This is a genomic window from Geodermatophilus sp. SYSU D00779 (assembly GCF_054050595.1).
Genome location: NZ_JBJGZQ010000017.1, coordinates 49,295 through 72,522, shown reverse-complemented (window position 1 = coordinate 72,522; position 23,228 = coordinate 49,295). Strand labels below are relative to the sequence as shown.

Annotated in this window: 26 protein-coding genes; 22 read left to right on the top strand and 4 right to left on the bottom strand. The window is 74.3% G+C overall.

Annotated elements, in window-relative coordinates:
• The first annotated feature begins 31 nt into the window (after window positions 1-31).
• The 8 genes from ACI79G_RS15080 (at window position 32) to ACI79G_RS15045 (ending at window position 8,293) form a co-directional block, all read left to right on the top strand.
• On the top strand, window positions 32-973 hold the full coding sequence (locus tag ACI79G_RS15080; protein WP_456881929.1) for a type II secretion system F family protein: 942 nt from the start codon (window positions 32-34) through the stop codon (window positions 971-973).
• Window positions 974-1,002: 29 nt separating this feature from the next.
• Window positions 1,003-1,209 (top strand): hypothetical protein, encoded by a 207-nt coding sequence (locus tag ACI79G_RS15075; protein WP_091215529.1) that lies wholly within the window; start codon window positions 1,003-1,005, stop codon window positions 1,207-1,209.
• Window positions 1,210-1,318: 109 nt separating this feature from the next.
• Window positions 1,319-1,678: a TadE/TadG family type IV pilus assembly protein gene (locus ACI79G_RS15070; protein WP_456881928.1), complete on the top strand. Its 360-nt coding sequence runs from the start codon at window positions 1,319-1,321 to the stop codon at window positions 1,676-1,678.
• A 73-nt stretch (window positions 1,679-1,751) separates the two neighbouring features.
• The gene (locus ACI79G_RS15065) at window positions 1,752-2,219 is read left to right on the top strand and encodes a hypothetical protein (protein ID WP_456881927.1); all 468 of its coding nucleotides are present in this window, start codon (window positions 1,752-1,754) and stop codon (window positions 2,217-2,219) included.
• Window positions 2,220-2,538: 319 nt separating this feature from the next.
• Window positions 2,539-2,685, top strand: coding sequence for a hypothetical protein (locus ACI79G_RS15060; RefSeq protein ID WP_456881926.1), 147 nt, complete (start codon window positions 2,539-2,541; stop codon window positions 2,683-2,685).
• 774 nt (window positions 2,686-3,459) lie between these two features.
• A complete protein-coding gene (locus tag ACI79G_RS15055) occupies window positions 3,460-5,259 on the top strand; it encodes a glycosyltransferase family 2 protein (RefSeq protein WP_456881925.1) in 1,800 nt (599 codons plus the stop codon).
• Complete coding sequence (gene glxA / locus ACI79G_RS15050; protein WP_456881924.1) at window positions 5,256-7,250, top strand: radical copper oxidase GlxA; 1,995 nt, start codon at window positions 5,256-5,258, stop codon at window positions 7,248-7,250. Before ACI79G_RS15055 ends, glxA begins: the two co-directional genes overlap by 4 nt.
• Window positions 7,247-8,293 carry a glycoside hydrolase family 6 protein gene (locus ACI79G_RS15045; protein ID WP_456881923.1) on the top strand — a complete coding sequence of 349 codons (1,047 nt, stop codon included), beginning with the start codon at window positions 7,247-7,249 and terminating at the stop codon, window positions 8,291-8,293. Before glxA ends, ACI79G_RS15045 begins: the two co-directional genes overlap by 4 nt.
• A gap of 45 nt (window positions 8,294-8,338) precedes the next feature.
• Here ACI79G_RS15045 and ACI79G_RS15040 read toward each other — a convergent pair whose 3' ends face one another.
• Window positions 8,339-9,343 carry a patatin-like phospholipase family protein gene (locus ACI79G_RS15040; RefSeq protein ID WP_456881922.1) on the bottom strand — a complete coding sequence of 335 codons (1,005 nt, stop codon included), beginning with the start codon at window positions 9,341-9,343 and terminating at the stop codon, window positions 8,339-8,341.
• Between the two features lie 34 nt (window positions 9,344-9,377).
• Entirely contained in the window at window positions 9,378-9,614 is a 237-nt protein-coding gene (locus ACI79G_RS15035; RefSeq protein ID WP_456881921.1) for a hypothetical protein, read from the bottom strand.
• A gap of 51 nt (window positions 9,615-9,665) precedes the next feature.
• Between ACI79G_RS15035 and cutA the strand changes: the two genes are divergently transcribed.
• Together cutA and ACI79G_RS15025 are read left to right on the top strand one after the other, a co-directional pair.
• A complete protein-coding gene (cutA, locus tag ACI79G_RS15030) occupies window positions 9,666-10,019 on the top strand; it encodes a divalent-cation tolerance protein CutA (RefSeq protein ID WP_456881920.1) in 354 nt (117 codons plus the stop codon).
• The gene (locus ACI79G_RS15025; RefSeq protein WP_456881919.1) at window positions 10,016-11,854 is read left to right on the top strand and encodes a putative bifunctional diguanylate cyclase/phosphodiesterase; all 1,839 of its coding nucleotides are present in this window, start codon (window positions 10,016-10,018) and stop codon (window positions 11,852-11,854) included. Before cutA ends, ACI79G_RS15025 begins: the two co-directional genes overlap by 4 nt.
• Window positions 11,855-11,916: 62 nt before the next feature.
• On the opposite strand, the gene ACI79G_RS15020 is transcribed toward ACI79G_RS15025, so the two are convergent.
• Window positions 11,917-12,207 carry a DUF6343 family protein gene (locus ACI79G_RS15020; RefSeq protein WP_448620881.1) on the bottom strand — a complete coding sequence of 97 codons (291 nt, stop codon included), beginning with the start codon at window positions 12,205-12,207 and terminating at the stop codon, window positions 11,917-11,919.
• Window positions 12,208-12,254: 47 nt separating this feature from the next.
• On the opposite strand from ACI79G_RS15020, the gene prfB reads away from it, so the two are divergent.
• The 7 genes from prfB to ACI79G_RS14985 all read left to right on the top strand — a co-directional run bounded on the left by prfB (window position 12,255) and on the right by ACI79G_RS14985 (window position 18,082).
• Window positions 12,255-13,367, top strand: coding sequence for a peptide chain release factor 2 (prfB, locus tag ACI79G_RS15015; RefSeq protein ID WP_456881918.1), 1,113 nt, complete (start codon window positions 12,255-12,257; stop codon window positions 13,365-13,367).
• Between the two features lie 226 nt (window positions 13,368-13,593).
• On the top strand, window positions 13,594-14,283 hold the full coding sequence (gene ftsE / locus ACI79G_RS15010) for a cell division ATP-binding protein FtsE (protein ID WP_091215560.1): 690 nt from the start codon (window positions 13,594-13,596) through the stop codon (window positions 14,281-14,283).
• A gap of 47 nt (window positions 14,284-14,330) precedes the next feature.
• The gene (gene ftsX / locus ACI79G_RS15005; RefSeq protein ID WP_456881917.1) at window positions 14,331-15,215 is read left to right on the top strand and encodes a permease-like cell division protein FtsX; all 885 of its coding nucleotides are present in this window, start codon (window positions 14,331-14,333) and stop codon (window positions 15,213-15,215) included.
• A 105-nt stretch (window positions 15,216-15,320) separates the two neighbouring features.
• Window positions 15,321-15,797, top strand: a complete 477-nt coding sequence (gene smpB, locus ACI79G_RS15000; protein WP_091215566.1) for an SsrA-binding protein SmpB — start codon at window positions 15,321-15,323, stop codon at window positions 15,795-15,797.
• A 14-nt stretch (window positions 15,798-15,811) separates the two neighbouring features.
• The gene (locus tag ACI79G_RS14995) at window positions 15,812-16,738 is read left to right on the top strand and encodes an NADP-dependent oxidoreductase (protein WP_456881916.1); all 927 of its coding nucleotides are present in this window, start codon (window positions 15,812-15,814) and stop codon (window positions 16,736-16,738) included.
• A 22-nt stretch (window positions 16,739-16,760) separates the two neighbouring features.
• Window positions 16,761-17,660: an amidohydrolase family protein gene (locus ACI79G_RS14990; protein ID WP_456881915.1), complete on the top strand. Its 900-nt coding sequence runs from the start codon at window positions 16,761-16,763 to the stop codon at window positions 17,658-17,660.
• A 56-nt stretch (window positions 17,661-17,716) separates the two neighbouring features.
• On the top strand, window positions 17,717-18,082 hold the full coding sequence (locus ACI79G_RS14985) for a VOC family protein (protein WP_456881914.1): 366 nt from the start codon (window positions 17,717-17,719) through the stop codon (window positions 18,080-18,082).
• A gap of 4 nt (window positions 18,083-18,086) precedes the next feature.
• Here ACI79G_RS14985 and ACI79G_RS14980 read toward each other — a convergent pair whose 3' ends face one another.
• A complete protein-coding gene (locus ACI79G_RS14980) occupies window positions 18,087-18,407 on the bottom strand; it encodes a GYD domain-containing protein (RefSeq protein ID WP_456881913.1) in 321 nt (106 codons plus the stop codon).
• Between the two features lie 114 nt (window positions 18,408-18,521).
• Here ACI79G_RS14980 and ACI79G_RS14975 point away from each other — a divergent pair, with 114 nt between their 5' ends.
• From ACI79G_RS14975 to ACI79G_RS14955, 5 genes are all read left to right on the top strand, one after another.
• Window positions 18,522-19,505 (top strand): GNAT family N-acetyltransferase, encoded by a 984-nt coding sequence (locus ACI79G_RS14975; RefSeq protein ID WP_456881912.1) that lies wholly within the window; start codon window positions 18,522-18,524, stop codon window positions 19,503-19,505.
• Window positions 19,502-19,933: a protein-tyrosine phosphatase family protein gene (locus ACI79G_RS14970; RefSeq protein WP_456881911.1), complete on the top strand. Its 432-nt coding sequence runs from the start codon at window positions 19,502-19,504 to the stop codon at window positions 19,931-19,933. Before ACI79G_RS14975 ends, ACI79G_RS14970 begins: the two co-directional genes overlap by 4 nt.
• A 95-nt stretch (window positions 19,934-20,028) precedes the next feature.
• Window positions 20,029-20,898, top strand: coding sequence for an SCO6745 family protein (locus tag ACI79G_RS14965; RefSeq protein ID WP_456881910.1), 870 nt, complete (start codon window positions 20,029-20,031; stop codon window positions 20,896-20,898).
• Window positions 20,895-21,431: a carboxymuconolactone decarboxylase family protein gene (locus ACI79G_RS14960; protein WP_456881909.1), complete on the top strand. Its 537-nt coding sequence runs from the start codon at window positions 20,895-20,897 to the stop codon at window positions 21,429-21,431. Before ACI79G_RS14965 ends, ACI79G_RS14960 begins: the two co-directional genes overlap by 4 nt.
• A 45-nt stretch (window positions 21,432-21,476) precedes the next feature.
• Window positions 21,477-23,093 carry an SLC13 family permease gene (locus ACI79G_RS14955; protein WP_456881908.1) on the top strand — a complete coding sequence of 539 codons (1,617 nt, stop codon included), beginning with the start codon at window positions 21,477-21,479 and terminating at the stop codon, window positions 23,091-23,093.
• The last annotated feature ends 135 nt before the right edge of the window (window positions 23,094-23,228 follow it).

Genomic DNA, 23,228 nt, shown 5'->3' with positions numbered 1-23,228 from the left:
CGAACGGGCCGCGGAGCGGCGGGGTGGCACGGTGAGCGCCTCGTCGGCGGGGATGCTGCTCGGCCTGGCCGCGGCCGGCGGGCTGCTGCTCGTGGTCACCTTCGCGCCGCCGTTCCGCTCGGTGCGCCTGGTCGACCGGCTCGCCCCCTACGTGCACGACACCCCGCCGCCGTCCCGGTTGCTGGGCACCGCGTCCGAGGCCGGGCTGCTCACCGCTGTCCGGCGGCTGTTCGGCCCGGTGGTCGCCGACGGTGCCCGCTTCGTCGACCGGGTGCTCGGCGGCCGGACGGCGGTGCGCCGGCGGCTGGACGCGCTGGGCAGCGACGCCGGTGTGGAGGACTTCCGGGTCGAGCAGGTGGTGTGGGGCGGTCTCGGGCTGCTCGGCGCGGCGCTGCTGGCGACGGTCGGCTCGCTGCTGGCCGGGGACGTCAACGTGCTGTCGGTGGCGCTGCTGTGCCTGGCCGGGCTGGTCGGTGGCGTGCTCGGTCGGGACTGGTGGCTGACCCGGCAGGTGCAGCGGCGGGAGGAGCTGCTGCTGGCGGAGTTCCCGGTGGTGGCCGAGCTGCTGGCGCTGGCGGTGACGGCGGGGGAGAGCCCGACCGCGGCGCTCGCCCGGGTGACTCGGCTGTCGGGCGGCGAGCTCGCCGGCGAGCTGGGCGCGGCACTGGGCCGGGCGCGCGCGGGCGTGCCGCTGGCCGACGCGCTCCAGCACCTCGCCGACCGCACCTCGCTGGACCCGCTGGCCCGCTTTGTCGACGGCCTGCTGGTGGCCCTCGAGCGGGGCACCCCGCTGGCCGAGGTGCTGCGGGCGCAGGCCGCGGACGTCCGGGAGGCCGGCAAGCGCCGGCTGCTCGAGGCCGGCGGGCGCAAGGAGATCGCGATGATGGTGCCGGTCGTCTTCCTGGTGCTGCCGGTGACCGTCCTGTTCGCGCTCTATCCCGGCTTGATCAGCATCGTCTCGCTGGCCCGATGAGCCCGCGGACACGACAGGGAGGACGCAGCATGCCGAAGTTCGCGGGGGTCCTGGCGGCGCTGGCCGCACTGGCCGACCGCCTGCGCGGGGACGACGCCGAGCGGGGTGACGTGCCCGGCTGGGTGATGATCACGGTGATGACGGCGGCGCTGGTGCTGGCCATCCTCATCCCGTTCCGCGAGGCGATCGTCGCCGCGGTGACCAACGCCCTGGCCTCCGTCACGGCCGGTGGCTGAACCAGAACCCCGTCCTTCCCACCCCTCGCTGCGCTCGGCGCGGGCCCCGGGCCGGGGCCGGGACCGTTGCCTCACCTCACCGGACGACGGCGAGCGGGGTGCGGCGGTCGTGGAGTTCGTGTTCGTGTCGGTGTTGGTCGTGGTGCTGCTGCTGGCGGTGCTGCAGGTGGCGGTGTACGTGCACGTGCGCAACGTGGTGACCGCCGGCGCGCAGGACGGCGCCCGGTTCGCGGCCAACGCCGACGTGCCCTCGTCCGCGGGTGCCGATCGCGCGGTGGCGGTGGTGGCGCGGGCGACCTCGCCGCGGACCGCCGCGGGGCTGGTGTGCAGCTCGGTGCAGGAGGTCGACGCCAGCGGGTTGACGCTGGTGGTGGTCCGCTGCTCGGGGGCGGTGCCCACGCTGCTGGGCGGGCTGGGCGCGCTGCTGCCGGTCGAGGTCACCGGCCGGGCGGTGGAGGAGGCGCGGTGAGCGAGCTCGCGAGCTCACCATGGGCCGAGCGGGTCCACCGCACGCGGCCGACCAGCGCCGGCGAGGAGGGCGCGTGAGGTGGCTGCGGGCCCGGCTGGGCCTGGTCGCCGAGGAGCGCGGCTCGGCGCTGGTGGAGTTCGCGTTCGTCGCGATCGTGGTCCTCGTGCCGCTGGTGTACGTCGTGGCGGGGTTCTCGGCGGTGCAGCGCGGGGTGTTCGCCTCGACCGCGGCCGCGCGGGAGGCCGGGCGGGCGATGGGCACCGCGCCGGACCCGGTCACCGGCGCCGCGCGGGCGCAGGCCGCGGCCCGGCTGGCGGTGGCCGACCAGTCGATCGAGGCCACCGATGTCCGGGTCGGCTACGCCCCGGCCGGTGCCGGCTGCGACGCCGCGGGCGGCTGGACGCCGACGCTGGCGCGTGGGGAGGAGTTCTCCGTCTGCGTGACGGTCACGGTGCGCATCCCGCTGCTGCCGGAGTTCGTCGACGCCAACACCGCCACCGGCCAGTTCCTCGTCGAACGCGACCGCTACGTCGACGCCTGAGCCACCCACTGCCGGCGTTCCTCGCGCACTGCCGGTCCTGCAGCACCGGCAACCCACGGACGACGCCGGCACCCCCGGACGACGCCGGCAACGGCTCTGCCGGTGGGCAGGTGGCCGCGCTGCCTACGACGTCCCCGCGACAACGCGCACGACCCGTCCTGGAGCACCGACGGCCTGTGAGGGACACCGGCGGTTGCCCGCTGGGGCGAGCAGGGACGAAGGACCCGGTGGTGGTCCGCTGCGAGTTGGTGGCAGCCTTGCGTCCCTTCCGGCGGGACGGGATGGTCTCGCCGCGGGTGAGACGAGCCTGGGGGAGATCATGCGCGTGTTCCGGGCCACGGTCGTTGCGGTGGTGGGTGCGGCAGCGGTGCTGTTCGCACCCGGGGTCGCCACGGCCGCCGTCGGGTCCCAGGACTGCAACCCGCCGTGGTTCTGGTGGATCCCGCTGCCCTGCCTGACGGAGTAGCTCCGCCCGGTGCGGGGCACGTCCGCCGGGGTCACGCGGCGCGACCGCGTTGGACCGACTCCAAACCGCGATGATCGTCACGCCCTGCAACAGCGGGTTCCGTTGCGTGTCGGCGCGCCGATTGTGGTGACGCCGGTCTCGGTACTCGAACACGCGCCGTGTCCGCGGCTGTACCTCTGTGTCCCATAGCCGGGCACGCTGCGTCACGGACATGCCCAGCAAAGCGTTCCCCGAGCGCGAGATCACCGGATCCGTTGGCGCGTGGCAGACGCGCGTGCTTACGGTGCCTGCCGGCGCCCGAGCGGGTGCCCGAGTGAACGATGTGGAGAACCGAAGGTCCCACCGACGCCATGCGCAGGTGCACGGGGGGAGAGGGCGGCGACGAGGCCGCTGTCCTGTCCGGTCCCACCCGCCTGGAGAGGGAGTTGGAATGCCCCGCCTGCCGCGTCCGAGTCCTCGTCCTCACCGGTCCCGTCAGAGCTGACGCCGGACACCTCCACCACCGCTCAGCCGTCCACCTGAGCTGAGCGCACGCCCGCTGCCGGGCGTCGCGAGCACGTCCGTCGTGCCGCGCCCTCCGATCCCGGCAGCACCCGGCCGACCGAACCGGCCCGGCTCTCCCCAGGACGCCGGCCCGGGATCCCGGCCTGCCCGCGTGACCTCCCCGCCCCCTCACGAACGGTTGCCCCATGCCCTCATCCGCCCCCGCGCCCCGCCGGTCCGCGTCCCCGACGTCCTCCCGCGCCGGAGGCAGCCTCCCGGTCGCGTCCCGGCGTGGCTGAGCGCAGGTACCCCTACGCCGACTTCAGCGAGCTCGCCGGCCCGCTGCAGGAGCCGGCGGGGGACTCCCGCATCCGGTTCGAGCCGGTGTCCCGTGGCGGCGCGCGCATCCGGGCCTGGCTGCTGGTGACCGCGGCCCTGCTCTTCGAGGTGCTGTTCCTGGTCTTCCTGCTGCGGCCGGCGCACCACCCGGAGTGGGCCGGCGACTGGCGCTCGGTGCTGGTCGTGGCGCTGATCGGCAGCGTCGCCGCCATCGAGGCCCTGCGCCTGGTGAACGTCTTCACGCTGGCGGTCGCGACGCTCAACGCGCGCGACCCGATCCCGCTGGCCCCGCTCCCCGGTCAGCGGATCGCGTTCATCACCACGATCGTGCCGAGCAAGGAGCCGATCGAGATGGTGCGCCGGACGCTGGCGGCCGCCCGCGCCGTCCGGTACGAGGGCACGCTCGACGTCTGGCTGCTCGACGAGGGCGACGACCCGGCGGTGCGCGCCATGTGCGCCGAGCTCGGCGTCCGCCACTTCACCCGGGCCGGCGTCCCCGAGTGGAACCAGCCCACCGGCCGGCACAAGGCGCGGACCAAGCACGGCAACTACAACGCCTGGCTCGACGCGCACGGCGACGGCTACGACTTCTGGATCTCGGTGGACTCCGACCACGTGCCGCTGCCGAACATGGCCGAGCGGCTCATGGGCTACTTCCGCGACCCGGACGTCGCCTTCGTGGTGGGCCCGCAGGTGTACGGCAACTACGACACCTTCGTCACCCGCGCCGCCGAGTCGCAGCAGTACCTGTTCCACAGCGTGCTGCAGCGGGCGGCCAACCGGTTCCGCGCCGCGATGTTCGTCGGCACCAACAACGCCGTCCGCATCTCGGCGCTGCGCGACATCGGCGGGCTGCAGGACTCCATCACCGAGGACGCCGCGACCAGCCTGGTCTGGCACGCCAGCACCAACCCGGGCACCGGCGCGCGCTGGCGGTCGGTCTACACCCCCGACGTCCTGGCGGTGGGGGAGGGCCCGAGCACCTGGCGGGACTACTTCACCCAGCAGGGCCGGTGGGCCCGCGGGACCGACGAGATCGTGCTGCGCCGCTTCTGGCGGCTGGCCCCGCGGATGGCCGTCGCGCAGCGGCTGCACTACACGCTGCTGATGTCGTACTACCCGGCGACCGCGGTCAGCTGGGTCCTCGGCGTCACCAACCTGGTCGCCTACCTGCTGACCGGCGTGGCCGGCCTGCTGGTGTCGGCCCAGCTGTGGCTGATGCTCTACGTCAACGCCGCGGTGCTGCAGGTCGCCGTCTACTTCTGGAACCGCAGGCACAACGTGAGCCCGCACGAGGAGGAGGGCTCCTCAGGCGTCAGCGGGATGGTGATCTCGGTGATGTCGACGCCGCTGTACGTCAGCGCGCTGTGGGCCGCGATCCGCAACCGCAGCACCGGCTTCGCCGTCACCCGCAAGGGCGCGGTCAGCGGGAGCAGCCTGGCCGCCTTCTCCCGGCACCTGGCCTGGGCCGCAGTCCTGCTCGTCGCGCTGGTGGCCTCGCAGCTGCTCGGCCACACCCACCCGGCGATCCGCGTCTGGGCCGTGCTGAGCCTGGTCATGTGCCTGCTGCCGGTGGCGATCTGGGCCACCGCGTCGGTCCGGCAGCGCCGGCACGCCCCCGAGGGGACGCCGTCCCTGCCCGCCCCGGTCGTGCCGGACGCCGTCGCCGCCGTCCGCCTCCGCACGCCGGCCGTCACCTTCGTCGGCAACCGCGCGGTCGACGTCCCCCAGACCCAGGAGAGCACCCGATGATCCGACCCAAGCCGAAGCGCAGCCGCCGGTTGCGCAACGCCGCCCTGGTGGCCGCGACGGTGGCGGGGCTGGTCGCGGCCAACGGCCCGGTCGTCACCGCCGTGGCCCAGGGGGCCTACGACGACTTCCAGCACAGCCGGCCGGACTACAAGGCGCAGTACGGCTCGTGGGAGACCATCGAGCTGCCCGAGGAGTACCGGGCGCAGGCCGTCCACGCCGCGCTGCTGCACACCGGCAAGGTGCTGCTCGTCGCCGGGTCGGGCAACGACGCCGAGGACTTCGAGGCCGGCAGCTTCACGACGATCGTCTGGGACCCGGTCACCGGCGACACCAAGGAGGTGCCGACGCCGGAGGACCTGTTCTGCTCTGGGCACGCCTACCTGCCCAACGGCAACCTGCTCATCGCCGGGGGCACGCGCAAGTACGAGGTGCTCGCCGACGACGTCACCAGGGCCGCCGGCGTCCTCACCGTGAAGAACGAGCGCCACGACGGCTCGGTCACCCTGCCCACGGGCACCCGCTTCACCGCGCGCGGCCACGGCTACGTCTCCACCGAGGACGTCACGGTGCCGCCCGCGCACCTGATGGGCGACGGCAGCTCCGTGGCCGGCGAGCAGGACGTCTGGATCGAGGCCGAGGAGGAGGGCGACGCCCCGGTCGTCACGGGCGGCCAGCAGTTCCAGGTCGAGGACGTCGAGCCCGAGCGGCGCCGCGACCTCTACGGCCAGGGCGACACCATCACCCTGGACAAGCAGAACTACCGCGGGCTCGACGCCTCCTACGAGTTCGACGTCGCCACCGAGACCTACCGCGAGACCGACCGGCTGACCGAGTCGCGCTGGTACCCGACGCTGGTCGGCCTGGAGGACGGCGGCGTGCTCGCCGTCTCCGGTCTCGACGAGCACGGCCAGGTCCTCGACGGCGAGAACGAGGTCTACGACCCGGCCACCCGCAGCTGGGAGGACCACCCCGAGCTGGAGCGCTACTTCCCGACCTACCCGGCCCTGTTCCGGCTCGCCGACGGGCACCGGCTGTTCTACAGCGGCTCCAACACCGGCTACGGGCCGGCCGAGGAGGGCCGCCAGCCCGGCATCTGGGACCTCGACGACAACAGCTGGACCGACGTCCCCGGCCTGCGCGACCCGGAGTTCACCGAGACCAGCTCCTCGTTCCTGCTCGCGCCCGCGCAGGACCAGCGGGTCGGCATCGTCGGTGGCGGCGGGGTCGGGGACAGCGAGGAGTCCACGGCGCGCTTCGACGTCGTCGACCTCAGCGAGCCGGAGCCGCGCTACCAGCCGGCCGCCAGCGACTACCCGAGCCCGGCGCGCTACCTCAACGCGGTCACGCTGCCCGACGACACCACCCTGCTCACCGGGGGCTCGGTCGGCTACCGCGGCAACTCGCAGAGCGACCTCCACCTGACCACGGTGTACGACCCGCACAGCGGCCACCTGCACGAGGCGGCGCCGAACGAGGTCGGGCGCAACTACCACGCCACCGCGCTGCTGCTGCCCGACGGGCGGGTGATGACCATGGGCTCGGACCCGCTGTTCTCCGACGAGGGGAACACCGTCCCCGGGACGTTCGAGACGCGGATCGAGATCTACTCCCCGCCGTACCTCTTCGCCGGCGACCGCCCGGAGGTCACCGACGCGCCGGAGGAGGTCACCCGCGGCAGCTCCTTCCCGGTCAGCACCGACGGCGAGGTCGCCGAGGCGCGGCTGGTGCGGCCCAGCGCGGTGACCCACCAGACCGACCCCGAGCAGCGCTCCGTCGCCCTCGACGTCCGGCCGGCGTCCTGCCCGGGGACGGCGGCCGGCGACCCCGCCGCCGAGCACCCCGCGGACTGCCCGGACGGCTGCTGCGGCAGCGGCTCCTACGAGCTCGGCGTCCCCGAGGAGGAGGGCCTCACGCCCGACGGCTGGTACATGTTGGTCGTGGTCGACGAGAAGGGCGTCCCCTCCCCGGCGCGCTGGGTGCACGTCGGATGAGGACGCGCCTGCACGCCCGACGGTCCGTCCGGGCCGCGGTGCTGGCCGCCGTCGCCGGCACCGCGGTCGCCTGCGGCGGCGCCGACACCCCCGAGACCCCCGAGACCCCGGCGGCGGAGTCCGGCCGGCTGGCGGGGGAGGAGCTGTGGCTCAACCCCGAGGGCCACGGCCCCGCCGCGGTCCAGCAGGCCCTCGCCGAGGGGCGGACGGCGGACGCCGAGGCGCTGGCCCCGCTGGCCGACCAGCCGACCGCCACCTGGATCGCCACCCCCGACAACCCCTATCCGGCGGTCGAGGAGATCTCCCTCGCCGCGGCCGCCGAGGACGAGCTCCCGGTGCTGGTGGCCTACAACGTGCCGGGGCGGGACTGCGGGTCCTACTCCGCCGGCGGCGCCGCCGGCGTCGACGCCTACCTGAGCTGGATCGGCAGCTTCGCCGCGGCTCTCGGCGACCGGCCCGCGGTGGTCGTCCTCGAGCCGGACGCCGTCCCGCAGGCCCTGGTCGGGTGCGAGGGCGTCGACCCCGCGGGGCGCTACCAGATGCTCGCTCAGGCCGTGGAGATCCTCGACCGGCAGCCGGAGACCCGGGTCTACGTGGACGCCGGCAACGCCAGCTGGGTGGACGACCTGCCGGCGCTCGCCGACGCCCTGCGCCGCAGCGGCGTCGACCGGGCCGACGGGTTCGCCCTCAACGTCTCGAACTACGAGACCACCGAGGCGAGCGCGGACTACGGGCTGGAGCTGTCCCGGGAGCTTGAGCAGGGTGCGCCCGAGGGCACGCCTCCCGCCCACTTCGTCGTCGACACCAGCCGCAACGGCGCCGGCCCGCCGGAGGACGCCGCCGGCGGCGAGGGCCGCTGGTGCAACCCGCCGGACCGGGAGGTCGGCGCCGCGCCGACGACGTCCCCCGACCTCGACCGGGTCGACGCGCTGCTCTGGGTGAAGCAGCCGGGCGACTCCGACGGCACCTGCGCGGGCGGTCCGCCCGCCGGCCAGTGGTGGCCCGAGATGGCCCTGGAGCTGGTGGACGGCGAGGACGGCTGACCGAGGACCTCCCTGCCCCGGCCTCCCCGGGCGGCGCCCGGCCGGTCAGCCCGCGGCGACGCCGCGGCACTCGCGGAGGTAGTCCGCCCAGTCCCACCCGGCGAGGAACTCCCGCGCCGCCGTCGTCCCCGCGGTCACCAGCCGCGCCCGCTCGGCCGGGCTGATGTCGAAGTCGGTCGCCCGGGTGCCGCTGGTGTCGATGGAGACGGCCCGGCGGCGCACGCACGGCTGGGCGAGGTAGGTGCGGTCCCGCCCGTTCACGGTGGTGGCGACCAGGGAGTCCAGCAGGCGCACCGGCGGCGGCAGCAGGCGGCGGTGGGGGAAGACGGAGACCTCCCCGTCGGAGAGGACGTCGCCGACCCCGACGCCGAAGGTCGGCCAGCGCGGGGGAGCGGCGTCGGTGCGGTCGAAGATCTCCACCGGGAAGTTCGACAGCACCCCGCCGTCCAGCAGGGTCGACCGCCGCCCGGTGCGGCGGTCGCGCAGCGTCTGCGGCGCGAAGAAGAACGGGATGGCCAGGGACGCCCGTATGGCGTCGGCGACCGGCTGGGCGTCGGGGTCCAGGCCGTAGTCGCGGTAGTCCCAGGGCAGCCGCAGCAGCCGGCCGCGGCTGACGTCGGTCGCCGTCACCACCAGCCGGTAGCGCTGCCACGGCGCCAGCGTCGGGTCGTCGCCGGGGTCCTCGCGGCGCAGGTCGCCGAAGGTGCGCACGCCGAGGTCGGCGAGCTCCCGGCGCACCCACTCGGTGACGTAACGCCCGGGGTGCAGCCCGGACCGGGTGAGCAGCCCGACCGCCGGGGCGACGACCGGGACCGGTGCCCAGGCGTCGGGCACCCGGTCGTACTCCAGGCGGGACGTCCGCTCGAGCACGCCGTCGGCGTCTAGTCCGGTGGCGAGGAAGGCGGCGAGGACGGCGCCCGCCGAGGAGCCCGCGACCCGTTCGAAGCGGTAGCGGCGCAGCAGCTCGACGGTGGCGCCGACCAGGGCGATGCCCTTGACCCCACCGCCCTCGAGGACCAGGTCGGCCGGCAGCCGGTCGGGAGGGGGCACGCCCGCACCGTAGGCACGCCCCCTCCCGCTCCGCTCAGCCGCCGCGCCCCACCTCCGCGGCCACCACGCCGCGGAGGGCGAGCAGGAGCGCCGGGTCGGACGTGTTGCCGCGATCGAGGGCGATGCGGGCGTCCGCGGGCAGGCTGGCCAGCTCGACGTCGTCGAGCCAGGCCGTGTCGTCGCCCATCCGGCGGCCGACCTTCAGGTTGTCGCCCTCGGGGCGGAGCACGTAGTCCTCGCTGTCGACCGTGATGGTCATCTCCTCGTCCATGCCCCCGCCCTACCCCGCGGAGCTGTCACTCCACCCCGGCAGGATGGCCGCGTGGCGGACGACGTGTGCGAGATCGTGGTCACGGGAAGTGACGCGGAGTGGCTGAGCGGGTACACACGGACACTGGTGGAGGAGAGACTGGTGGCCTGCGGTCACCAGTTCGCCGCCATCCGGTCCGTCTACCGCTGGGAGGGCGCCGTGCACGACGAACCCGAGGCGCGCGTCGCCCTGCACACCCGGCGCTCGCTGGTGCCGGAGGTCGTCGCGCGCACTGCCGAGCTCCACCCGTACGACGTCCCGTGCGTCATCGCCCTGCCGCTGGTCGGGGGCAACCCCGACTACCTGCGCTGGGTGGTGGAGGAGACGCGCGAGCCACGGGACGGAGGGGGGTGGGGCGGGGCATGAGCACCGTCCACCCGGGCACCGTGCCCACCGAGACCGACGAGGACCGCTCGGACCTGGCAGGAGAGCTCGTGGGACGACGACCGGAGGAGCACGAACTGCCCCTCGACGTCCGCCGCCGGGTCGACGGTCCGGCCCAGCCCGCCGTCGTCGTCGAGGCGGTGCTCGACGCGCTGCCCTCGCCGACCCTGCTGATCGACGCCGGCGGCACGGTGCTGCTGGCCAACACCGCCTGGGAGAAGGTCGCCGACGTCCTCGGTGACGACCGGGTCCGCGTCGGGGTCGACGGCGACTACTTCGCCATGGCCCGCCGGCTCAACGGGGACGACAGCACCGCCACGCTGATCGAGGAGCTGCGCGCGCTCTCCCGCGGCGAGCGCCCCTCGGTGCAGGCCGACTACGCCCTCCAGCTGCGCGGCGGCACGCACTGGGTCCACCTGCAGGCCTCGCGGGTCGACCAGGCCGGCCAGGTCGTGGTCACCCACACCGACGTCACCAACCGGGTCGCCGCCGAGCGGGCCTCGCACTGGCGGGCCCGCCACGACACCCTCACCGAGCTGCCCAACCGCGCCCACCTGCACGAGCTCATCGACGCCGAGCTGCAGCAGCACGACCGGGGGCCGGTCTCGGTCCTCTTCCTCGACGTCGACGGCTTCAAGGACGTCAACGACTCCCTCGGCCACGAGGCCGGCGACGACCTGCTGCGCCAGATCGCGCAGCGGCTGACCGGCGTGACCCGCGTCGGCGACACCGTCGGCCGGCTGGGTGGCGACGAGTTCGTCGTCCTGTGCCGCGACTGCGACTCCACCGGGGCGGAGGCCCTGGCCGACCGGTGCCGGGCCAGCATCGACCGCCCGTTCGACCTCGGCGGCCGGTTGGTGCGGCTGGGCGTCAGCATCGGCATCGCCACCGCAGCGGACTCCCCGACGCGGGTGCGCTCCACGGACCTGGTCCGCGACGCCGACCTGGCGATGTACGCGGCGAAGGCGGCCGGCCGCAACCGGGTCCGGCTGTTCACCGCGGACCTGCGCGCCGCCGCCCAGCACAAGGCCACCGTCGCCGCCGAGCTGCGCGACGCGGTGGACGACGGCCAGCTGGTGCTGCACTACCAGCCGGTGCTGCACCTGGCCTCGGGCCGGTGCACCGGAGTCGAGGCGCTGATCCGCTGGCAGCACCCGCGCCGGGGCCTGCTCGCGCCGGCCGACTTCCTGCCGACGGCGCTCCAGCACGACCTGATGACCCCGATCGCCCGCTGGGTGCTGGGCACCGCAACCCGGCAGACCGCGGCGTGGGCGGCGGCCGGGCTGCACCTGGTCACCTCGGTGAACATCAGCGCCAACCACGTCGCCACCGGCACGCTGGTCGCCGACGTCCACGAGGCGCTGCAGGCCTCCGGGCTGCCGCCCGAGCAGCTCGTCGTCGAGCTGGCCGAGCGCTCGGTCGCCGAGGACGTCGAGCGCGCCGCCGCGCAGTTCGCCGAGCTGCGCCGCTCCGGCGTCGAGGTGTCGATCGACGACTTCGGCAGCGGCTTCTCCTCGCTGGGCCAGCTGGTCGCCATGCCGACCGGGCTGCTCAAGATCGACCGCAGCCTGGTGGCCTACCCGCCGGGGCGGCGCAGCCAGGCGGCCGCGGCGATCGCCGCCGTCGTCGCGCTGGCCCAGGCCTGTGGTGTGCGCACCCAGGCCGAGGGCGTGGAGACCGCCGAGCAGCTGGCGCTGGCCACCGAGCTCGGCTGCACCTTCGCGCAGGGCTACCACCTGGCCCGGCCGATGCCCGCCGAGGACCTGACCGGCTGGCTCGCCGGGTACGCCGCCCCGCCGGCCACCGCCCTGTTCTGACCGGCCTCCCTGCAGGGGCCCGCCGCGAGCGTGCGAGCGGTGGGGGGCAGGGAGGTCCTCTGTCAGCCGGGCTCGCCGCGCATCTTGCGACGGGCCACCACGACCAGGTCGACGGCGGCCGCCGCCGCCAGCACGAACAACACCACCGCGGGCCAGACGGGCAGGTCGTCGCCGGAGAGCCAGAGCAGGCCGGCGCCCAGGCAGAAGACGAGGCCGAAGGCGGCCAGCACCAGCCGCAGCGTCAGCGCCGACCGCGCCGGCGGTGCGCCGCCGATGCCGGCCGTCGGGTCGTGGTGGTCGGGGAGGCCGCGCTGGTAGTCCTCGCGGGACCGCCGCCGGCGGGGTTCGCTCATGCCGTGGCTGCCTACCCGGTCCCGGAGCGCGACTACCCTGGGTCGATGTGGCCGCTGACTTCTCCGTCGTCCTGGACGAACTCGACACGACCCTGAAGTCCATCGAGGCGGTCCTCGACGTCGACCGGCTGCGTCGCGAGGTGGCCGAGCTCGAGCAGCAGGCCGCCGCCCCCGACCTCTGGAACGACGTCGAGGCCGCGCAGGCACTGACCTCCAAGCTCTCCTACCTGCAGGGCGACCTGCGCCGGGTCGAGGAGCTGCGCAGCCGGCTCGACGACGTCGGCCTGCTGCACGAGCTCGCGCACGAGGAGGACGACGCGGCCACCCTGGCCGAGGCCGAGCGGGAGCTGGAGAGCCTGCGCCAGGCGATCGACGAGCTCGAGGTGCGCACCCTGCTCTCGGGCGAGTACGACTCCCGCGAGGCGCTGGTGACCATCCGCTCCGAGGCCGGGGGCGTCGACGCCGCCGACTTCGCCGAGATGCTCATGCGGATGTACCTGCGCTGGGCCGAGCGGCACAAGTACCCCGTCGAGCTCTACGACGTCAGCTACGCGGAGGAGGCCGGCATCAAGTCGGCGACCTTCGCGGTCAAGCAGCCCTACGCCTACGGCACGCTCTCGGTCGAGCAGGGCACCCACCGGCTGGTGCGCATCTCGCCGTTCGACAACCAGGGCCGCCGGCAGACGTCGTTCGCCGGTGTCGAGGTGCTGCCCGTCGTCGAGCAGACCGACCACGTGGACATCCCGGAGAACGAGATCCGCATCGACGTCTTCCGGTCCAGCGGCCCCGGCGGGCAGAGCGTGAACACCACCGACTCCGCCGTCCGGATCACCCACCTGCCGACCGGCATCGTCGTCTCCTGCCAGAACGAGAAGTCCCAGATCCAGAACCGGGCGGCGGCCATGCGCGTCCTCCAGGCGCGACTGCTGGCCAAGCGGCAGGAGGAGCAGCGGGCCGAGATGGACGCGCTGCGCGGCGAGGGCAGCAGCTGGGGCAACCAGATGCGCTCCTACGTCCTGCACCCGTACCAGATGGTCAAGGACCTGCGCACCGAGCAGGAGACCGGGAACACCTCCGCCGTCCTCGACGGGGACATCGACCCGTTCATCGAGGCCGGCATCCGGTGGCGTCGTCAGCAGGAGGCCGTGCCGTCCAGCTGAAGGACCCCTGCCCCCCACCACTCGCGAGCTCGCGGCGGGACCTCGCAGGGGGCCACAGGTGTCCCGCTCGTCACACCCGTCGCACGGCCGGACGCCGGATGCGCCACGCTGGGTGACGGGCGTCCCGGGCCCCGTGCGGAGTCGCTCACGCTCCGTCGGGACGGGACGGCGGCCGACCGCGCGTGACACTCCAGTCTCCCCGGTCGGAGAGGTACCGTGGCCCCTCGTGATCGAACTGCAACACGTCACCAAGCTCTACCCGGCCAGCTCGCGGCCGGCTCTCGAGGACGTGTCGACGGAGATCGACAAGGGCGAGTTCGTCTTCCTCATCGGCTCCTCGGGCTCGGGCAAGTCGACCTTCCTGCGGTTGCTGCTCAAGGAGGACGACCCCACCAAGGGGAACGTCATCGTCAACGGCAAGACGCTCAACACGATGAGCAAGTGGCAGGTGCCCAAGCTCCGCCGCACCATCGGCTGCGTCTTCCAGGACTTCCGCCTGCTGCGCAACCGCACCGTGGCGCAGAACGTGGCCTTCGCGCTGGAGGTCATCAACAAGCCCCAGCGGACCATCAAGCGCGTCGTCCCCGAGGTGCTGGAGATGGTCGGCCTCGAGGGCAAGGCCAACCGGCTGCCCAGTGAGCTCTCCGGTGGCGAGCAGCAGCGCGTCGCCATCGCCCGCGCGTTCGTCAACCGGCCGCTGGTGCTGCTGGCCGACGAGCCCACCGGCAACCTCGACCCGGAGACCAGCGAGGGCATCATGCTGCTGCTGGAGCGCATCAACCGGACCGGGACGACGGTCGTCATGGCGACGCACGACTACCACATCGTGGACTCGATGCGCCGGCGCGTGATCGAGCTCAACGGGGGAGTCCTCACCCGCGACCAGTCGCGCGGTGTCTACGGGGTCGGCCGCTGACCCGGTCGCCCGCTCCTCCACCTGCCTGACCTCACGACAGGGAACCAATGCGCGTCAACTTCGTGCTCTCCGAGGTGGCCACCGGGCTGCGTCGCAACCTGACCATGACGGTCGCGATGATCCTGACCACGGCCATCTCGCTCGGCCTCATGGGCACCGGTCTGCTGATCGCCGGGATGATCTCCGACATGAAGGAGATCTACTACGACAAGGTGCAGGTCTCCATCTTCCTGGCCGACGACGTCACCGACGAGCAGCGGGCGGCCATCGACCAGCAGCTGTCGGGCTCGCCCGAGGTGGCCAACCACATCCACGAGTCCAAGGAAGAGGCCTACGCCCGCTTCCAGCAGCAGTTCAGCCAGCAGCCGGAGCTCGTGCAGAACACCCCGCCGGACGCGCTGCCGGAGAGCTTCCGCGTCGAGCTGGTCAACCCCGAGCGCTACTCGGTCATCGCCGCGGAGTTCCCCAACGGGCAGAACGGCGTCGACCAGGTGCGCGACGAGGGCGACTTCCTCGACCGCCTGTTCAGCCTGCTCAACGGCGCCCGCAACGCGACGATCGCCGTCGCCGTCGTCCAGGCGCTCGCGGCGTTGCTGCTGATCTCCAACACGATCCAGCTGGCCGCGTTCAACCGGCGCAACGAGACCAACATCATGCGGCTGGTCGGCGCCTCCCGCTGGTACACCCAGCTGCCGTTCATCCTCGAGGCCGCGCTGGCCGGGCTGATCGGTGCGCTGCTGGCCATCGGCGGGCTGGTCGTCACCAAGATCCTGTTCGTGGACAAGACCCTCGCCGGGCCGATCCGCGCCGGGATCATCCCGCCGGTCGACTGGGGCGCGATCGCCTTCATCAGCCCGGTCATCGCCGCCGCCGGCGTGGGCCTGGCCGCCGTCGCCGCCTACGTCACGCTGCGCCTGTACGTGCGCATCTAGCGCCTCCGTCCTCCCCGCGGAATCTGCACGGTGGCGGCCATCAGCGCTCCGATGGCCGCCACCGCGCAGATCTCGCCGTCTCCGGGCGCCCAGTAGCCTGGGGACATGCCGCGTGAAGAGGGGCGCAAGCTCATCGCCCAGAACAAGAAGGCGCGGCACGACTACTCGATCCTCGACACCTACGAGGTGGGCCTGGTGCTCACCGGCACCGAGGTGAAGAGCCTGCGTGCCGGCCGTGCCTCGCTCGTCGACGGCTTCGCCACGGTGGACGACGGCGAGGTCTGGCTGCAGCACGTGCACATCCCCGAGTACGCCGAGGGCACGTGGACCAACCACGCCCCGCGGCGCAAGCGCAAGGTGCTCATGCACCGCGCCGAGATCGACAAGCTCATCGGCAAGACCAAGGAGGGCGGCCTGACCCTCGTGCCGCTCGACCTGTACTTCAAGGACGGCAAGGTCAAGGCGACCCTCGCCCTCGCCAAGGGCAAGAAGTCCTACGACAAGCGGCAGGACCTCGCCGAGCGCGACTCGCGCCGGGAGATCCAGCGGGCCTTCGGGCGCTACGTGAAGGGACGGCGGTAAGTGCTGGTGTGCCGATGAGGGGTGTGGCCTACGACCGGTACGGCGGCCCCGAGGTCCTGACCCTCCGCGACGACCTGCCCGACCCCCCGGTGGGCCCCGACACCGTGCTGGTGCGCGTGCACGCCGCCGCCGTCAACCCGGTCGACGTGCTCATCCGCTCCGGCGGGCTGACCGGCGCCTATCCGCACCACCTGCCGATCATCCCGGGCTGGGACGTGGCCGGGGTCGTCGAGGCCGCCGGGCCCGCGGTCACCGCGTTCGCCGCCGGTGACGAGGTGTTCGGCTACGTCCGCCGGGACGACGTGCAGTGGGGGACGACGGCCGAGCTCGTGCCGGCGCCGCAGCGGTGCCTGGCGCACAAGCCGGAGTCGCTGTCCTTCGCCGAGGCGGCGGGGCTGCCGCTGGCCGGGCTGACCGCCTACCAGGCGCTGACCGAGGCGCTCGACGTGCACGAGGGCGAGCGGGTGCTGGTGCACCGCGCGGCCGGTGGTGTCGGCTTCTCCGCCGTCCAGATCGCCGTCGCGCTGGGCGCGCACGTCATCGGCACGGCGAGTCCGCGCAACCACGGCTTCCTGCGGGACGCCGGGGTGGGCGAGGTGCTCGACTACTCGGCCGGGCCGGTCAGCGCGCAGCTGTCCGAGCCGGTCGACGCCGTTCTCGACCTGGTCGGCGGCGACACCCTGGCCGACGCGCCGAAGCAGGTCCGCGACCGCGCCCGCATCACCTCCGTGGTCGACCCGGTGGTCAACGAGATGGGCGGCCGCTACGTCTTCGTCCGTCCCGAGCACGAGCACCTCGAGGAGCTCGGCCGGATGGCCGACGCCGGCCAGCTGCGGGTGCCGGTCGCCCGGGCGTTCCCGCTGGAGCAGACCGCGGAGGCGCAGGAGCTGGTCGCGGGCGGGCACGTGCGCGGCAAGGTCGTCGTCACGCTGCGCTCGTGACCACGGGCACGGTCACGCTGCGGTGAGGGGCGCCGTCCCGCCGCCGGTCGACGACGCCGACGTCCCCCGGTACTGGCGCGAGCTGGGCCTGCCCGGGCTCGTCGACGTGCACGTGCACTTCCTGCCCGAGCGGGTGCAGGCCAAGGTCTGGGACTACTTCGCCGCCGCTGAGACCCACTACGGCGCGGCCTGGCCGGTGCAGTACCCGCTGCCCGAGGACGAACGGCTGGCGGTGCTCGACCGGCTCGGGGTCCGGGCCTTCCCGACGCTGCCCTACCCGCACAAGGCCGGCATGGCCGCCTGGCTCAACGACTGGTCGGCGCGGTTCGCCGCCGCGCACCCGCGGGTGCTGCAGTCGGCGACCTTCTTCCCCGAGCCGGAGGCGGCGTCCTACGTCGAGGCGGCGCTCCACCGCGGCGTGCGCGTGTTCAAGGTGCACGTCCAGGTGGGCGCCTTCGACCCGCGCGACCCGCTGCTGGACCCGGTGTGGGCGCGGCTGGAGGAGACCGGCACCCCCGTCGTCATCCACTGCGGCTCCGGCCCGCTGCGCGGGGAGCACACGGGGCCCGCGCCGATGACCGGCCTGCTCGAGCGCCACCCGCGGCTGCAGCTGGTCATCGCCCACCTCGGCATGCCCGAGTACGCGGCCTTCCTCGACCTGGCCGAGCGCTACGAGCGGGTGCACCTGGACACCACGATGTTCGCCACCGACTTCACCGAACGGCTCATGCCGTTCGACCCGGCCCTGCGGCCGCGGCTGGGCGCGCTGCGGGACAAGGTGGTGCTCGGCAGCGACTTCCCGTCCATCCCGTACCCGTACGCCCACCAGCTGGCCGCCCTGCACCGGCTGGAGCTGGGGGAGGAGTGGCTGCGCGCCGTCCTCTGGCACAACGGCGCCCGGATGTTCGCGCTGGCGCCCTGACCCCGGGGCGGGTCGCTGCGGTGGCAGGGCCGCGCCCGGCTGGCCAGGGTGGACGCGTGCGACTCACCGCGACCGTGCTGGACACCCCCGACCCGAGGGGGCTCGCGCGCTTCTACCAGCGCCTGCTCAGCTGGCCGATCACGAGCGACGGGCCGGAGTGGGTGACCCTCCGGCCGGAGGACGGCGGCGCGGGGCTGTCCTTCCAGCTCGAGACCGACCACGTGCCGCCGGTGTGGCCGGCGGGCCCCGGCGACCCGCGCATGCAGGTGCACCTCGACATCGAGGTCGACGACCTCGACGCGGCGGTCGCGCTCGCCGTCGAGGCCGGTGCGACGGTGGCGGAGTTCCAGCCGCAGGACGGCGTCCGGGTGTGCCTGGACCCGGCCGGTCACCCGTTCTGCCTGTTCCTGCCCGGCTGGTGACCCCTCAGCGCGGGCCGGCGGGGTAGTCCGGGTGCAGCTGGGCGGCCCGGTCGACCTCCTCGGGCGTCAGCAGGGCGACGGTGCGGACCGACGCGACGCCGCCCCCGGTGATGGTGAGCGACAGCGCCGCGGCGGCCGCGCTGTCGGGCAGCTCGACGATCGCGTAGACGTCGGCGTCCCCGAGCGCGAAGTCGAAGCTCTCCAGCCGCCCCTCCAGGTCCAGGACGGCGTGCTCCAGGGCGCTGCGCCGGGCCGACCCCCCGGCCGCCATCACCGCCCGCGCGCCCTGCGCCTGGTACCGGGCGATGACCAGGAAGCGGGGCACGGGGGCCCTCCTCTCGGCGGCGTGCGCCGATGCTGACGCGGGGTTGGACCCGGCCGCAACACAGCCGCGGGAACCCGGTCGACCGCGGCGGTCGCCGTCCCTACGCTGCGCGGCGTGCTCGACCTGCCCGCGGGCCTCACCGCCCGACCGTTGACCGCCGAGGACCTCCCCGCCGCGGCCGGGCTGCTCGCCGCCGCCGAGCCGGTCGACGACACCGGTGAGCACGACGACGCCGACGACCTCGCCGAGTGGTGGGTCAACGACCTGGTCGACCTGTCCAGCGACGGTCGGGCGGTGTGCACCGCCGACGGCACGCTGGTCGGGGTGGCCGTGGTGCTGTCCATCAGTGGGGCGCGGGGGGACCACCGCGTCCTGCTGGAGGGGCGGGTGCACCCGGCCTGGCGCGGGCGCGGCATCGGCCGCGCGCTGCTGGGCTGGCAGCTGCGCCGCGCCGCGGAGGTGCACCGCCGGGACCGCCCCGAGCTGCCGGCCCGGCTGACCGTCTCGGTGTACCCGGGCATGGGCTCGCTGGAGTCACTGGTCCGCCGCGCCGGCTTCGCGGCCGAGCGCTGGTACGCCGACATGGACCGGCCGCTGACCGGGCTGCCGGAGGTGCCGGCGGTGCCCGGCGTCGAGCTGGTGCCCTTCGCCTGGGACCGGGACGACGAGGTGCGGCGGGCGCACAACGCGGCCTTCACCGACCACCACGGCTCGGGCGAGCGCGACGCGACCACGTGGCGGGCCTGGTTCACCGGGACGCGTGCCTTCCGGCCGGACCTGTCGGTGCTCGCTCTCGTCGACGGGGCGGTGGCCGGATACGTGCTGACCTACGTGTACGAGGCCGACACCCGCGCGACCGGCGTCCAGCAGGCCCACATCGGGCAGCTCGGCGTCCTGCGCCCGGCCCGCGGGCGCGGCATCGCGTCGGCCCTGATCCTCGCGGCGCTGCGCGCGGGCGCCGCCGCCGGCTGCGACACCGCGGGGCTGCAGGTCGACACCGAGAACCCGACCGGGGCGTTCGGGCTGTACCAGCGGCTGGGGTTCACGCGCGTGCGCACCCGCGTCCAGTGGGCCAGCACCCGCCTCCCGGGGACGTGAGCTGGGCCGACGGCGCCGGGCTGGTCGAGCTGCCCGGCGGGGCGCGGGTCCGGGGCCGCCGGCTGGGCGCCCCGGCGTCCCCGGCGGACCGGGCGGTCGTGCTCGGCGGCGGCCCCCTGCCGCCGTGGCCGGCGCGCCGGGTCCGCTGGCCGGACTTCTGGATCCCGCTGGACCGCGCCGACGCCCTCGCCGCGCTCAGCGAGGCGCTGGACCGGGCGCGGGCGGGGGAGCGGGTCGAAGTGGCCTGCCACGGCGGGGTCGGCCGCACCGGCACCGCGCTGGCCGCGCTGGCCGTCCTGGACGGGCTGCCGGCTGCCGATGCCGTCCGCTGGGTGCGCGAGCGGTACCACCCGCGCGCGGTCGAGACGCCGTGGCAGCGCCGGTGGCTGCGCTCGCTGGGCCGGCACGCCGGCCCCCGTCCCGGCTAGGCCCTCCCCAGGCTCCGGGTGGGCCCTCCCACGGTGAGGGGGACGGCGTCCCCCTGGAGTGGTGGGTGGCAGGGGGTCCTCCTACATTCCGCGCCATGGTCAGCGCCGATCCCCCCGCCCCCGACGTCGCCCGCGCACACCGCGCCGTCGAGCCGCTGCACAACCACGTCTACTTCTCGCCCGAGCAGGACGAGCACCTGACCGCGGTCGGGCTGCGCCCGGGCCGGATGTGCTACTTCGCCGGGCGCGCGGCCGCGATGGGCGCGGTCGGTCCGGGCACCGTGACGGCGACCTTCGTCAACTTCGCCCCCGCGCTCGTGGCCCGGCACGTGCCGCGGGCCTGGACCCTCGCCGCTCCGGAACAGGTGCTCGCCGCGCGCCTCGACGGTGCCCGCGCCTCGCTGACCCGGCTGCTCGGGGGTGCGGACGCCGCCGCCGCGCCGGAGGTGGCCGAGCTCGCCGACCTGCTGCGGGAGGCCTGCACCGCGCTCACCCCCGAGGGCCGCCCGCTGTACGCCGCGCACGCCGACCAGCCCTGGCCGGAGGAGCCGGTGCCGTCGCTGTGGCACGGTGCCACGCTCCTGCGCGAGCACCGCGGCGACGGGCACGTCGCCTGCCTGCTGCGGGCGGGGCTCACCGGCCTCGAGTCGCTGGTCACCCACACGCTGACCGGCCGCGGTTTCACCGAGGCCGCCGCCAAGGCCACCCGCGGCTGGAGCGACGAGGAGTGGGCCGCGGCCGCCGACCGGCTGGCCGCGCGGGGACTGGTGGCCGACGGCGCGCTGACCGAGGCCGGGGTCGCGCTGCGCGCCGAGATCGAGGCCGGCACCGACGAGCTCTCCGCGGCGCCCTGGGTGCACCTGGGCCCGGAGCGGACCACCCGGGTGGTCGAGCTGGGCCGCGGCCTGTCGGCGCGGCTGGTGGCGGCCGGCGCCTACCCGGCCGGCGTCCTCGCCGCCCGGTGAACCAGCCCCGTGTCCCGGAGTCGGACGACGACGGGCCGACGGCGGAGCTGCTGCGCGCCCGCCGCGGCGGCGAGCTCTCCGCGCTGGACCGGTTGCTGCTGCACAGCCCGCCGGTCGCCGAGGGCTGGAACGCGCTGCTCGGCGCGCTGCGCGGGGCGACGACGCTGCCGGCCGACCTGCGCGAGCTGGTGGTGCTGCGGGTGGCGGTGCTCAACGACGCCGCGTTCGAGTGGGTGTCGCACGAGCCGATCGCCCGCCGCGCCGGTCTCGCCGAGCTGCAGCTGGAGGTGCTGCGCCGTCCCGACGCCGCCGCCGAGCCGGTGTGGACGCCGCTGCAGGCCGCCGTCCTCGCCTTCACCGACGCCTCGACGCGCGACGTCGCCGTCCCCGAGGAGGTGTTCGCCGGCGTCCGGGAGCACCTCGACGACCGGCAGCTCGTGGAGCTGACCGTGCTGGTGGGCGGCTACGCGATGGTGTCGCGCTTCCTCGTCGCGCTGGCCGTGCCACCGCCGGACGGAGAGGTTCCCGGCTGAGCCGAGCCTCCCTAGGGTCGGGGTCCCAGTCCAGGGGAGGGCGTCATGACCGCGACCGAACGGCAGCAGGGGTCCGGACGGCGGACCGACGTCGACGCCGCGTTCCGCGGGTCGGCCACCTACCGCAGCCTCGGTGAGCAGCGGCTCAGCCCGGCGGAGGAGCGCTTCGAGAAGGGACGCCGCACGGTCGGGCTGTTCCTCGCCCCGGTCGTGACGATCGTCTTCGCGCTGCTGCCGCTGGACCTGCCGCGCGACCAGCACCTGCTCGCCGCGGTGCTCCTCGGCGTCATCGTCCTGTGGATCACCGAGCCGGTGCCCATCCCGATCGGCGGGCTGATCGGCGTCGGGGCCATCGCCGTCCTCGGTGTGGTGCCCGCCGACGACGCCGTCGGCCCGCTCGGCTCGACGACGGTGTTCACCTTCATCGGCGCGTTCATCCTGGCCGCCGCGATGCTCAAGCACGGCGTCGCGCGGCGGTTCGCGATGGCGATCCTGTCGATGCGGTGGGTCGGCGGCTCCACCGCGCGGGTGGTCATCGCGTTCGGGCTGATCACCTGCCTGCTGTCGGCGTTCGTCTCCAACACCGCCACGGTCGCGATGCTGCTGCCCACGGCGATCGGCATCCTCTCGGTGATCGCCAAGCTGCTGCAGGACAAGGAGCTGGTGGCGCCGGACTTCGACCCGCTGCGGCTGCGGGTGGGCGTCGCGCTGATGCTGATGCTGGCCTACGGGGCGAGCGTCGGCGGGCTGATCACCCCGGTCGGCACCCCGCCGAACCTCATCGGCCGCGGGCTGATCGAGGAGGCGACGGGGGAGCGCATCGGCTTCCTCGACTGGATGCTCATGGCGCTGCCGATCTGCGCGCTGATGTTCGTGGCGCTGGCCGCCGTCCTGCTGCTGCTCAACCGGCCGGAGATCAAGCGGATCGAGGGCGTGCACGAGTACGTGCAGCACGAGCGCGCGCAGCTCGGACCGGTCACGCGGGCGGAGAAGAACACCCTGGTCGCCTTCGGGATCACCGTGGCGCTGTGGATCTTCCCCGGCGTCATCGCGCTGACCGCGGGCACCGACTCGGCGCTCTACACGACGATCGGCGACCGGCTCGACGAGGGCATCGTCGCCGTCCTCGGGGCCTCGCTGCTGTTCCTGCTGCCCACCGACTGGGGCCGCCGGGAGTTCACGCTCAACTGGTCGGACGCGGCGAAGATCGACTGGGGCACGATCCTGCTCTTCGGCACCGGGATCATCTTCGGCTCGCTGCTGGCCGACACGGGCCTGGCCGAGACCATCGGCAACGGCTCGGCCGACCTGCTCGGGCTGACCAACACCTTCGCCATCACCGTGTTCGCGGTGCTGCTGGCGATCGTGATCTCCGAGACGACCTCGAACACCGCCTCGGCCGCGGTCGTCGTGCCGATCATCATCCCGGTGGCCGTGGCGGCGGGGATCAACCCGTTCGTGCCGGCGCTGGCGGCGACCTTCGCGGCGTCCTTCGGGTTCATGCTGCCGGTGTCGACGCCGCAGAACGCGATCGTCTACGGCTCCGGCGTCGTGCCGATCACCAAGATGATCCGGTCGGGCATCTCCTTCGACGTCCTCGGCGCCCTGCTGATCGTCGTGCTGCTCCCGGTGCTGATCGACCTGGTGCTGGACGTCGGCTGACCGTCGTGTGAGGTTCACCCGACCGGGGGAGCCGGGTGGACAGCGCGTGTCACGATGGACGACGGCCCGCTCGAGCGGGCCGACCCACGGACGACGGGAGGTGCTGTGCCATGCGCAGTGAACCGCCCAGTACCG